Source organism: Embleya sp. NPDC001921 (assembly GCF_053594475.1).
In genome coordinates, this window is record NZ_JBSFEO010000076.1 from 22,262 (window position 1) to 33,963 (window position 11,702).

General features: G+C 69.5%; 8 protein-coding genes and 3 pseudogenes. 5 read left to right on the forward strand and 6 right to left on the reverse strand.

Annotation, left to right across the window (positions count from 1 at the left end; translation table 11 throughout):
• Window positions 1–338: 338 nt before the first annotated feature.
• Window positions 339–1,259 carry an AraC family transcriptional regulator gene (locus ACWCPW_RS48010; RefSeq protein WP_449767966.1) on the reverse strand — a complete coding sequence of 307 codons (921 nt, stop codon included), beginning with the start codon at window positions 1,257–1,259 and terminating at the stop codon, window positions 339–341.
• A gap of 478 nt (window positions 1,260–1,737) precedes the next feature.
• Here ACWCPW_RS48010 and ACWCPW_RS48015 point away from each other — a divergent pair, with 478 nt between their 5' ends.
• Both ACWCPW_RS48015 and ACWCPW_RS48020 read left to right on the forward strand, forming a co-directional pair.
• Window positions 1,738–3,411 carry an aldehyde dehydrogenase family protein gene (locus tag ACWCPW_RS48015; protein WP_449767973.1) on the forward strand — a complete coding sequence of 558 codons (1,674 nt, stop codon included), beginning with the start codon at window positions 1,738–1,740 and terminating at the stop codon, window positions 3,409–3,411.
• Window positions 3,412–3,579: 168 nt separating this feature from the next.
• Window positions 3,580–4,371 carry an aminotransferase class IV family protein gene (locus ACWCPW_RS48020; RefSeq protein WP_449767967.1) on the forward strand — a complete coding sequence of 264 codons (792 nt, stop codon included), beginning with the start codon at window positions 3,580–3,582 and terminating at the stop codon, window positions 4,369–4,371.
• Window positions 4,372–5,045: 674 nt separating this feature from the next.
• Here ACWCPW_RS48020 and ACWCPW_RS48025 read toward each other — a convergent pair.
• From ACWCPW_RS48025 to ACWCPW_RS48035, 3 genes and pseudogenes are all read right to left on the reverse strand, one after another.
• Window positions 5,046–5,297: pseudogene (locus tag ACWCPW_RS48025) on the reverse strand (transposase); the annotation flags it as partial.
• 351 nt (window positions 5,298–5,648) lie between these two features.
• Entirely contained in the window at window positions 5,649–6,071 is a 423-nt protein-coding gene (locus ACWCPW_RS48030; protein WP_449767968.1) for a MarR family winged helix-turn-helix transcriptional regulator, read from the reverse strand.
• Between the two features lie 540 nt (window positions 6,072–6,611).
• Window positions 6,612–6,881: pseudogene (locus ACWCPW_RS48035) on the reverse strand (hypothetical protein); the annotation flags it as partial.
• A gap of 2 nt (window positions 6,882–6,883) precedes the next feature.
• On the opposite strand from ACWCPW_RS48035, the gene ACWCPW_RS48040 reads away from it, so the two are divergent.
• Window positions 6,884–7,441 carry a hypothetical protein gene (locus ACWCPW_RS48040; RefSeq protein WP_449767969.1) on the forward strand — a complete coding sequence of 186 codons (558 nt, stop codon included), beginning with the start codon at window positions 6,884–6,886 and terminating at the stop codon, window positions 7,439–7,441.
• Window positions 7,442–7,819: 378 nt separating this feature from the next.
• On the opposite strand, the gene ACWCPW_RS48045 is transcribed toward ACWCPW_RS48040, so the two are convergent.
• Window positions 7,820–8,677: a S1 family peptidase gene (locus ACWCPW_RS48045; protein WP_449767970.1), complete on the reverse strand. Its 858-nt coding sequence runs from the start codon at window positions 8,675–8,677 to the stop codon at window positions 7,820–7,822.
• 534 nt (window positions 8,678–9,211) lie between these two features.
• Here ACWCPW_RS48045 and ACWCPW_RS48050 point away from each other — a divergent pair.
• A pseudogene (locus ACWCPW_RS48050) lies at window positions 9,212–10,513 on the forward strand (IS701 family transposase); the annotation flags it as partial.
• A gap of 50 nt (window positions 10,514–10,563) precedes the next feature.
• Here ACWCPW_RS48050 and ACWCPW_RS48055 read toward each other — a convergent pair.
• Window positions 10,564–11,226 (reverse strand): TetR/AcrR family transcriptional regulator, encoded by a 663-nt coding sequence (locus ACWCPW_RS48055; protein ID WP_449767971.1) that lies wholly within the window; start codon window positions 11,224–11,226, stop codon window positions 10,564–10,566.
• A gap of 63 nt (window positions 11,227–11,289) precedes the next feature.
• On the opposite strand from ACWCPW_RS48055, the gene ACWCPW_RS48060 reads away from it, so the two are divergent.
• A partial coding sequence (locus tag ACWCPW_RS48060; protein WP_449767972.1) for a class I SAM-dependent methyltransferase occupies window positions 11,290–11,702 on the forward strand: 413 nt, incomplete at its 3' end.

Consider the following 11,702-nt stretch of genomic DNA (forward strand, 5'->3'; position numbering starts at 1 on the left):
GACGATGGACTGCCGGCCTCCTGGCACTTCACCGACGGCGAGACCGTCGACCGCTCGGGCAATCGCCACGACGGCGTGCTGAACGGGCCGCTGATCAGGTGGCCGTCCGGCCTGCGCGGCTACGCCGTGTCGGGCTGGGTCGGCAAGCAGATCGCGGTCGGCACCGACGGATTCCCGGCCGGCCACTGGGGGCACCTGGCGACGGCGTCACCAAGGCACGCAACTCCGGGGCGAGATCTTCGGACTGGACCGGTCCGTCGACGGCCGCTTCACCAGGCCGGGCCTCGGCCCGCCCTGCTATACCCGGAAGATCTGCGGGGGAGGGGGAGCGGCAGCGCTCACACCGACCGGTGGCGGAACTGCCTCGGGGTCATCCCCCGGAGGCGTTTGAAGGCCGTGGTGAAAGCGAACGGGTCGGTGTAGCCGACTGCCTCCGCCACCTCCGCCACGCTGCGGTGCGGGTCCGACAGCAACTCCTCGGCGGTGTGCATGCGCCACTCGGTGAGGTAGCTCAGCGGCGGCCGGCCCATGACCTCGGTGAAGCGCTTGGCGAAGTGCGCCCGCGACACGTTCGCCTCGGCCGCCAGCGAGCCCACCGACCACGCCGCGCGGGGGCACCGGTGGATGGCCTCGAGCGCGGGGCCCACGACCGGGTCCATCGCCCCCAGGTACCAGCCCGGGGCTTCGGCGCCCTCCTGCTCGAACCAGCAACCCAGCGTGCAGACCAGCCCCGCGTCCAGGACGCGGTCGATCAGGGCCTGGCCTCCCGGCTGATGCCTGCGCGCGAGCGCGTCCCTGGCCGAGTCGAGCCACAGGACGCCGTCGGCGTCCTCGTGCAACACCAGCGCGGGCGGCAGGGTGCGCAACAGCCGCTCGTGACGGCTGCGGGTGGCGCGGTAACCGCCCACGATCAGGGTGGTGGAACCCTCGGGGGCCGCACCGGTGCGTGGGCCGGCGACCCGAGTGCGCTCGGGATCGAAGCAGGCGATCTCGTACGTCCGGTGCGGGCGGTCGAGCGCGGCGGCGCTGTCGGCGAGGTGGAAGGGTGCCGGGCCGCGCACCAGCGCGGTGTCGCCCGCGCCGACCTTGAATTCGGTGCCGTCGGCCAGGATCACCATGCCGCCGCCGCTGATCACCGTGAGCATGGTCAGCGGCGCACCGTCGGTGAAGCGGATCGCCCACGGCGGCTCCAGCACGGCCTGGCTGACGGAGGCACCCTCGGCGCGGATGCCGCCGAGCATGTCACTCAAAGGGTCCATGCGCGCGAGTGTAGACGCGCACCAAGGTATCTCCGGGTTTCGCCCATGGGCTGTCCACCGACTCCGGGCTGTACTGGATCCATGAACCACGAGAGCACCACCGAGAACCACCGCCCGCAACACACACGCACCGCCCTGGTCGTAGTCGCCCACCACGTTCCGACTCGCTGACCGCGGCCGTCGCCGACCGGCGCGCGGCCCGGCTGGAGGCGGGTTCGGGCGACGAACGTTCGAGGGCGCACGCGGCAGCACCACCGGTGGCTGGAGATCCGGCGACAGGTACGCGGGGGTGCGGTTCGGTCTGTGTCCGCGGGCAGGGCGGTGAACGTGCGGTGGTGGCCTCGAGGATGCCGAAGCGGTCGCCCGGCAGGGCGGCGTGGTCGGGGACGACGGATCGGACGGAGATCACCAGGAGGCCGCCGCGATCGGGCCTCGCGGCGGCCGTGGGCCTGCATGCTCGCCGAGGATCGCTGTGTCGATGCTCCACTCGGATACGAAGAGTTCCCGATTCGACACGGAAACATATCGGCAAAAAATTGCCGACCGTAGCCAGTACGCAATAAGCGTTGCTCGATCAGTGCGCCGCTCCCGGGGTTGTTTCGTCCGGTCCGGGCGGCGCGCATCGCGCCCCGACAAGGAGGCTCGCATGACAGGCGCAACAATCGGTTCGTCCGAGCAGGCCGGCCTGGACCGGCATTACCGACCGCTGATCGGGGGCCGCTTCGCCTCACCGACGGTGCGGACGTTCCCGGCACTCAACGCCGCCACCGGTGAACATCTGGCCGATGTCACGCGTGGCTCGGCGGGGGACGTCGCGGCGGCCGTCGCGGCTGCCAAGGCCGCGTTCCCGGCGTGGTCGAGGACCTCGCTCGAGGAACGTTCCGGGCTGCTGCTCGAATTGGCGCGCGCGGTGGAGGCCGACATCGATCGGTTGGCCTTGATCGACGCGCTCGACATCGGGCGCCGGATCGGCGAGACGGTGATCGACCATCGACTCGCAATCGGGCAGTATCGATTCTTCGCCGCCGCGGTACTTACCCATGCCGGGTGGAACCGTCCCATCGCCGGAGGAATGGCGATAGCGAAACGTGAACCGATCGGGGTCGTGGGACAGATCATCCCGTGGAACGTGCCGGCCATCATGACCGCGTTCAAGATCGCCCCGGCTCTGGCCGCGGGTAACACGATCGTCCTCAAGCCGGACGAGCACGCCTCGCTGTCCACCCTGGAACTCGGCAAGCTGATCACGGACATCTTCCCGCCCGGAGTGGTCAACATCGTTCCGGGATTCGGAGAGGAAGCCGGGGCCGCGTTGACGGCGCATCCGGACGTGCGGAAGCTGGCGTTCACGGGAAGCTCCGAAGTGGGACGACTGGTCGCCGCGGCGGGCGCCGACCGCCTGGTCCCGGTATCCCTGGAACTGGGCGGCAAGAGCCCCAACATCGTCTTCCCCGATGTCGTCGACCAGATCGACGCCATCGTCGACAACGCCGCTTTCGCGGTGACGTACTGCAACGGCCAGTCCTGCCTGGCCGGGACCCGACTGTTTGTGCACGACGACATCTACGACACGTTCATGACCAAACTGGTCGCCGGCTTCGAGCGGATCACGCTCGGATCGCCGATCGACCCCGCCACACTCGTCAGCGGCCTGGTGTCGCAGAAGCAGGGCAAGCGCGTCCTGGACTACATCGAGATCGGCAAGAACGAGGGCGCGGAACTGTTGACCGGCGGACGCCGCGCGGACATCCCCGGCAACGAACACGGCTACTTCGTCGAACCGACGATCTTCGCCACCGACAACCGCTCGCGCATCGCCCAAGAGGAGATCTTCGGTCCCGTCCTGTCGGTCATCCGGTGGAACGACTACGACACGATGATCCGCGAGGCCAACGACGTGCGCTACGGCTTGGCCGCCGGTCTTTACACCAACAACCTCGGCGACGCGCTGCGCACCGCCGACGCGCTCGAAGCCGGATCCGTCTGGGTCAACAAGTACTTCAACCTCGTGGACGGCTCCCCGTTCGGTGGGTTCAAGGACAGCGGCATCGGCAGCGAGTTCTGCGCCGAGACGCTGAACATGTACACCCACCTCAAGTCGGTGACGCTGCTGACCGAACCCGCCCCGGCCTTCTTCCTGCCGCCGTCCTGACCCGACCGAGACGTTCGACTCGTGCTCCCCGCTCTCCACAAACGCTGTCGTCATGGAGGTCCAAAGATCATGTCATTGTCCCGTCGCGCCGTAATCGGCGCCGGAGTTGCCACCGGTGGGGCGACACTCGTTCCCCTGATCAAAGGCCGCGACGACCACTCGCCGTACGTGGCGCAGCGCAACGGGCGCGCCGCCGGTACGAAGGATCTGACGCCGCTTGCCTTTGCCGGCTTCGCCCACTTCACCGCCATGCAGGTGCGTGGGGACCGCATTCGCGGCCTCGACCTCCACATGGAGCGCCTGCGCGTCGCCTCGCTGAAGCTGTTCGGCCAGACCGTTCCGGAAGAGCGGGTGCGGTCCTACCTTCGCACGGCGCTGAAGACAGGCCCCTCCGACCTTTCGATGACGGCCACGGTGTACTCACCGGCGGGTGAGTTCACCGTGGCCGGACCCGAGGTGCAGCCCGAGGTGCTGGTGCGTACCGCAGCGGCGTCGAACGGCCCCACGGGCCCGCTGTCCCTGGCGACGGTCGAGTACGAACGCGTACTGCCCGCGGTGAAACACGTGGGGGAGGTAGCCAAGACGCATTACCTTCGAGAAGCGGTCGCGCAGGGTTTCGACGACGCCGCGTTCCTGGACCGCAGGGGCCGGCTCAGCGAAGGCACGATCTGGAATCTCGCCTTCTGGGACGGCTCGGCAGTGGTATGGCCGAGGGCCGACATGCTCGGCGGCACCACCATGGCCATCCTGCGTCGGCAACTGCGACGACTCGGAGTCCCCCAGTACGACCGGGAGATCACGGTCGATGATCTGCCGTCGTTGTCCGGAGCGGTGGTCATGAACTCCTGGACGCCGGGCGTGGCGGTCCATCGCATCGGCCCGGTTGCGATACCCGCGGCCCCCGCCTTCCTCGACGTGTTGCATCGCGCCTTCAGCGCCGAGCCGTTCACCGCTCCCTGAGCCCTCCTTTCCTGCGGCTGCAGTCCGGCGGCACCCGGGGCTGCTCTCGATCGCGTGAGGGCCTTTCGGGTTCGATGCAACTCGCGCCGAACCGGCCGCCGCCGCAGCCCGACCGGCCTCCGGGTGGGCAGCCACATGACTGACCCGGGCGGTCGGCCGACTGTCCGGGCCCGGCAACACCACGTGGCCGAGATCACGGTCGGCACGTGTCGTCCGGAGGCAGTTGCTCGGGGCCGTGTTGCATGCCCGCGACGGGCGTCGGCGTCCAGCCCGAAGTCGCCCGACATCAGCCGATCGCACCAACTGTCCTCATGGTGGAATGAGCTGCGTCGTTCACCTGGCGGGGTCCATAACGAACACCCCGTCTGTGGTGTCGGCCGACTGCCGTAGCTCGGGGTGGGGCGCGTCGAGACGGGCCCAGATGCACTTGCCATCTTCGGCGTATCGCGCGCCCCAACAGTCCGCCGTTATCGCGACCAACTGGAGGCCACCCCCGAATTCGTCATCGAAGCTGGGTGGCGTACACGTGGGGGGCTTCCGAGCCGTCGTAGACCTCACATGTCAGCGCTCCGTCCAGATGTAGAACCCGCAAACGGATCAAGCCGTCGCTGTCGTCAGCCGATGAGTTCGCTGACGATCAGTGTCGCCGCGTCCGTGAGGACTTTAAAAGAGCTTTACGCCTGGAGAGGTGTCTGGTTCCGGTCCTGGGGTTGGATGTCGCGCCAGTTCGGGGTGGATTCGTGGGTGAGGCGTCTGCTCATGAGGTCGATCATGGCGAGGTGGATCATGGCTTCGGAGCGGTGTGGGTGGGTTTCGCAGTCGCGGACGAGGCGGCGGTGGTGCATGAACCATCCGAAGGTTCGCTCGACGATCCAACGTTTGGGGTGGATCCCGAATTCCTTGACGGTGGGGTCGCGTTGCACGACGTGTTATGTCGATGTCGAGGGTCGCGAACGGGCGTCGGACGGATCACTGGGATGGCGCCGATGTCCGGTCATCTTTCGTTGGTGGCGCCGGGCGTCCCGTTCATCCAAGGCGTGAATGGGGGCGGACGGGCGCGTCCCGGGAACAGACAGGAGTGAACGCGGCGAAACGGGCAGGCGCGAATCACCTCAAGCCGCACCCGTCACAGAAGACGTGCACCGACCCAATTACCTGGACCACTCGAGCACTTCGAAAGCCGCAACACACTTCTCTTGGGGCAAAGCCCTCTTTGATTCCCAGGGTGGCGCGACGTGCCGCAGCCGCGGAGCCGCCGTCGCACAACGCCGTACCGTTCACCAGACGGGGCGCCATGGTGGGATCGAGTCTCCGGCCAACGTGCGGATGACTGCTGCGAGTTCCGCTCGCGGAACCTGTTGCCCGGCGTCGTGGAGTCGCTTGGTCAACTGCGCCTCCAGTTCATGCAGGATCCGTCCGGCCACAGTGAGGTGCTCCCGCGCCTTCTCGGTCAGGACGACGAGTTTGCGACGGCCGCCGGCAGGGTGTGGTTGCCGCTTGACATAGCCGCGTTTCTCCAGGTCGTCGATGATCTGGCCGGCGGCCTGCTTGGTGACGCCGAGGTGCTCGGCCAGTTCGCTGCTCGTCGCGCCGGAGCCGCGTAGTGCCTGGAAGACCAGGCCGTGCACGGGGCGGAGATCGGCATAGCCGACGGCGTCGAGGCGGCTCACGAACTCGGAGAGGACCAGTTGGAAGGCCATGCCGAGCAGGAAGGTCAGCTCGGCGCGTCTCCGTCTGGCGACTTGCCCTGACCACGGGTGGGTTGAGCGACGGCGTCATGCCGACACCGCCGCCCCGTTCCGCGAAGCCCGCGCGGGCCTCGGGCCTGGACCCGCCCACACCGGGGGCACGTCGGCGCGTCAGGAACCGTTCGGCCGGAGGTTGTCGATGATCAGGCCGAGAGCGAAGTCGAAGCGGTCGTGTCCCGCGCCCGAGGTCAGTTCGGCCGCGTGGAAACCGTCCGTCCGGCAACGCTTCGAACCTGGCGACCAGTTCCTCGCGGCTGAGCACCCACTCAGGGTCCTGGCGCTTCTGCCGCTGTGCGAGCAGGGAGCCTCCTTGTGGATGCCCAGGTCCCGGGCGACGTGCGCAACCGGACGTCCGGAGGTGCGTACCTCCCGGATCGCCCGCTCCCGCAGCTCATCGGGGCATTTGCGTGGCGCCGGCATAGCTTGTGGGGCTCCTTTACGCCGGGCACCACAATTCGGCTTCAAGGACTCCACCAAACTCGGAGCAACTCAGTCGCGGCAGCGGGAGGCAGGCAAGCGGGTCGCGAAGACTTGTCGGGTGCCGGTCCGCAGGACCGCCACGAGCAGACCGCGGGACGTCTCGATCGACACGGGTATCGGCACGGCTTCGGTGTCGCCGTGGTCGGCGAGCAGGTCCAGCAGCTTGCGGTAGCCGGTCACATCGGCGGGTCGCCGTCCCCCGGCGGCGGCCCGTCCGGTTGTGCTCGCGCGGGTCGGTGCGTTCGTCTGCCGGTGCGTTCCTGTGCCCGACGCGGAGAACATCGGTGAGAACTACGTCCACGGCCCCGGACGCCCGGGCGGTGGGCCGCCTGATCGCGCGCCCCCACCCCGACGGCGGTGTCGGTGTCGAGGCCGGCGACCTCGACGAACTCCTCACCGTCCTGGGCATCGTGGCCCGATACGGCGGCACCGTGCGCTTGACGACGACCGACCCGGGCCTGCCTCGGATGGCGCCGATCGCGGAGTCGGTGTACGTCGTGCACTTCGACCTGCGCGCCGAACTCGTGGAGCACGATCGCGCCCGCGAGATCACCGCACTCGACCGCCTCGTCGACACTGATCCCACCGGCCGTCCGAACCGCCAACAAGGCCGCTGCAACACACCGCAGGTCGGAGGGCCGCAGCTCGCCGGACGTGCGAAGCGGCTGAGGATATGCCACGACTCTGAGACTGAATCGGCGTGCCATCGCCGGGGGAGAGCGAAGAAGCCGCCGGCCAGAGACCGGCCTGTGCCACGGGCGCTGAGACTCCACAGCACGGACGCGAAGCTCCCACCGGTGCCGGGCCGGCAGGCCGGGCGTCGGTGCTCGGGACGCTTGTGAGGGTCGGCCGTTGTCATCGTGCGCACTTCCCTCCCTTTCCGCGTACTCGAGGGCGCCGCCCCCGGGCGCCGATCCGCGATGCCTTGTGTCCGACGAACGTGAACGGCCGGGCACGGTCACACGAGGTGTACCTGTGCCCGGCCTGCTCCCGCGACGACCCCGGCGGGCAGCCGGTGCTTCCGGTTTTTCGGCTGCTGTGTGCGGGGCGGATGACCGAGGCCCACACGGACCTGATGGAAAACCACCTCCGGCCTGGAAACGGCCTTCGGTCGTCGACTCGGACGGGACTGCGACTCCGGACGGTGGGGCGGTTTCGAACCCGCACCACACCCGCGCCCGGCGTGGACCGCCCCGTGCCGGGGTCGCGGCGCCTCGGTCTTACGTGCGGTCGTGGATCGTCTTGTGGATCCAGTTCTTGTACGCGGTGTCGTTGGTGTACAGGCCCGGGCCCGTCGCGCAGCCGGGTTTGCCGTCGCCGTCGCCCGAGGTGGTGCCGATCAGCTCCCACCTGCCGGCGCGGTTCTTTTGGATCTGCGGGCCGCCGGAGTCGCCGAAGCAGGCCATGGCGTTGAGCTTGCGGCTGACCGTGCACAGGCGGGTGGCGTCGGTGCGGCCGTTGCACTCGGCGCTGGTGCCCAGGCGGGTGTCCAGCTCCTGGAGCCGGTTGGGGAAGACCGCGTCCTCGAGCCTGTCCGGGTCGACGATGGTGCCGAAGCCCAGGAGCCGAGTCGGCGTGCCCACCGGCCCGGCCTGCTTGGCGAGGTTGATCGGCTTCTCCTTGACCGGCCGGTCCAGGCGGATCAACGCGAGGTCGTTCACGTTGTAGCCACCGTCGTCGGCCGGCTGCGAGTAGCCGGGGTGCATCACGATCTTGTCGATGCCGCGCACGGTGCCGCCCTGTGTGCGGTTCTCGCTGCCGATCCGTACCGTCCCGGCCAGTTCGATGGGCAGATCACGGTCGACACAGTGCGCCGCGGTGAGGACCCATTGCCGATCGATCAGGGTGGCCCCGCACCCGGCGTCCACGCCCCCGGCCGTCATCGGGACGTAGGCCATGAACGGGTAACTCTCGGTCGAGTCCTGCCCGTTGACGATCGCGCCGGCGCTGCCGGCGAACGCCGTGGAGCCGAGCACGAGTGCCGCTCCGGTGGCCGCGATCGCCTTGGCGACCAGTCCGCGCCGGCGGCGCGGGACGGGGCCGGTGTCGGCGGTGGGACGCGAGGCGGATGCGCGCATGTAGAGACCTTTCGTGGAGGCAGGATCGGCCGCGCGAGGGTGCGGCGGCCGTACCCGGGCCGAACGTCTTCCGCGTCCGGGCCCGTGCGGTTCATCCTCGGCGCGGCGCTCCCCTGGAAACAGTCGCTTCGATGTCATCCTCGGATAGATTCCGGACAGGCCGCTGACCGCGGTACTCAAGGCCATCGACCGGTTCGATTCCGCGTTCGGCACCGGGTCCCCACCCTTGCCATCCCGACGATCTCCGGCGAGATCAATCGAGGCGGAGCTCGCCGCGAGCGGGGCGCGAGCGCTGCGCTCGGCCGACGTCCCGCGTTCTCCTGTGCGTGGGAACCAGGGCCGCAGCGCGCCCGTGTCGCGCGTCTCGGCCGGGGGTGCCACGCTGTGACCGCGCCGATGGTTGGTGAGGCCCGTTCGTGTGCCGGGGGTTCGGCGGGCCGACCGTATCGCCCCTTACCGGTGGTTTGTTGACAGCGGGTCAGGGTCGCGGTACGCCGATAGGGGGGAACGTCGCCTGCGCCTCGGGGGGTTGCGATGACCAAGCGTGTGCCCTGTCCGCCCGCACCGGGGCGGTTGGAGGCCTATTCCGCGCGGTTCGACGACCTCTTCTCGACGTTGGCACAGCGCCGCGGGTTCCGCGAGTACCCGGCCGGGCTGTTGCTTCCGAGGACCGCAACAAGACGCCGACCTGTCTGGCCGGCACGGAACCCGTGGTCGGTGCACAGCATCCGGCGGTACAGCGGCTGCAGTTCTTCCTGTCCGAGTCGACCTGGGACCACGAGCGGATCAACGCCCGCCGCGTGGAGCTTTTGCTCGCGGATCCGGCGACCGCACCGCACGCGGGCGGGGTGTTGGTGATCAACGACTCCGGCGACCGCAAGGACGGCACGGCGACCGCGCACGTCGGCAAGCAGTCTGGGATCGGTCGGGAAGATCGACCGCGGCGTCGTCACCGTGACCGCGTGTTGGGCGGACGAGCGCCTCTACCACCCCCTGCACGCCGTTCCCCACACCCCGGCCCACCACTTCCCACAAGGCAGGAACGACCCCGACTTCCGCACGAAACTGCGGATCGGGGCCGCCCTGGCCCGGGAAGCGAAACAGGCGGGGGTGTCCTTCCGGGCGGTGGCCGCAGACTGCGCCTACGGCGACCAGGACGGCATCCGCAGCAAACTCGTAGACGCCGGAATGCCGTTCGTGTTGGCGTTGAAGCCGCGCCACGGGACCTGGGCCCGGGGCGACCAGGCCCATACTCCCGTCGACGCCGCCCGCGTCCTGACCTGGGGCGGGCCGGGGGATCCCGGCGACCGGAACGCGGTGATCCGCCGCTTCCGTGACGGCCACACCGAGACCTGGTGGGCCGCCGACGCGAGGCTCGGGTGGTGGGGCCCGGACGGGACGACGCGCCTGGTGGTGGCCACCGCTGACCCGGCGACACTGCCGGCCAAGGCCACCTGGTACCTCGCCACCAGTCCGCCCCGCCCTGGCGGTCCCCGCGAGGACGAAAGCCCGCACCCCGCGGCCGACCTCGCCGAGATCGTGCGCGTCCACGGGATCCGTCATGGGATCGAGCAGAGCCACAAGCAGGTCAAGGACGAACTCGGCTGGGCCGACTTCCAAGTCCGCTCCGACACCGCCATCCGCCGCCACCAGACCCTGGTCAACTGCGCTTTCTCGTTCCGCTGGGACGCCTGGTTCGCACCGCCCCCGCCCCCGTCCGTGGACGCCGAGGAGTTGGAACCGCACCACCCAGAGAGGGGGAACTCCCACGTCCCACCAGCCCCGAACGGCCTCCTGGCCCCAAGCGGTCCGGGCCGTCCGTGGCTTCCGCAGCCGTAGCCGGTCGCGGACTCCGCCTGGGCGGCTGTCGCCGAAGAGTCGGTGGCCTACTCGTGGTCCGTGCAGAGGTGGGTGGTCAGGGCCACACATGCCCACTCCTCCCAGGCGTCGGGGGACCAGCCCCGGTCGCGGACGAAGATCAGGTACAGCTCCGGACTGAGCAGCCCGTACAGCAGGTCGGCGGCGCGGGCGGTATCGACGTCGGGGCGGGCGTCGGGCTTGGATGTCAGTGCCTTCGCTGCGGCGTGCTGGACGGTGTAGCGCGGGTCGGGGCCGGCGGGCCACTGGGCGGCGATCTCCGGGTCGGTGGCGGCCGCGGCCGCGATCAGCGGCACGATCGGGGCGACTCGGCCGAGGACGTCGCGCACGCCCCGTACGTGGGCGCGCAGTTGCCCGGCGGCGGTGGGCTCGGCGCACGCGGCGCGGAACCAGTCGCGGTCCATCGTGGCGACCGGTTCGGCGTCGCCGGCGATGGAGGTGTCGACGACGTCCTTGAACAGCGCGCGCTTGTTTCGGAACACGAAATACACGGTCTGGACGGCCACACCCGCGCGATCGGCGACCTCCTGAAGGCTTGTCGCACCGTACCCCTGCGCGACGAACAACTCCCGCGCCGCCGCAACGATCTTCTCGCGGGTGCGCCGCGAGCGCTCGGCCCTCTTGTCGGGGCGCTTGACGTTCTGTCCGTCGGATTCCTTGACCGCATCCATGCCGAGAGTATATCTCTAGAGTCAGTCACTAGAGATGAACTCTAATTTCTTGGAGGGGTAGCGATGAGCGAGACTCGGACGGCTGCGGAGCTCGAGCAAGAGGGTTTTGTGCGCCGCGTGTTGGAGGACTTCTACCGGGACGGCAAGCCGCCGTGGGACAGCGGCGTCACGCCGCCCGAGCTGGTGGCCCTGGTGGAAGGGCCCGGTGCGCTGATGCCGGGCCGGGTCCTCGAACTCGGCTGCGGCACCGGGACCAACGCGGTGTACCTGGCCCGGCACGGCTGGCGAGTGGAGGCCGTCGACCTGGTCGAGCGCGCGGTCCGGCAGGCGAGGGAGAAGGCCGACGCGGCGCGGGCGGACGTCACGGTGCTGTGCGGGGACGCCACCCGGCTCGACGAGGTGGGCGTGCGCGGCCCGTACGACCTGTTCTTCGACCTGAGCTGCTACTGCGGGATTCCACCGCACCGCCGCGACGC

Coding starts and splice junctions, on each gene's coding strand:
- ACWCPW_RS48030 (WP_449767968.1), bottom strand. CDS start 6,071: ATGGCCTTCCAACTGGTCCTCTCCGAGTTCGTGAGCCGCCTCGACGCC.
- ACWCPW_RS48015 (WP_449767973.1), top strand. CDS start 1,738: ATGCTCCACTCGGATACGAAGAGTTCCCGATTCGACACGGAAACATAT.
- ACWCPW_RS48045 (WP_449767970.1), bottom strand. CDS start 8,677: ATGCGCGCATCCGCCTCGCGTCCCACCGCCGACACCGGCCCCGTCCCG.
- ACWCPW_RS48010 (WP_449767966.1), bottom strand. CDS start 1,259: ATGGACCCTTTGAGTGACATGCTCGGCGGCATCCGCGCCGAGGGTGCC.
- ACWCPW_RS48055 (WP_449767971.1), bottom strand. CDS start 11,226: ATGGATGCGGTCAAGGAATCCGACGGACAGAACGTCAAGCGCCCCGAC.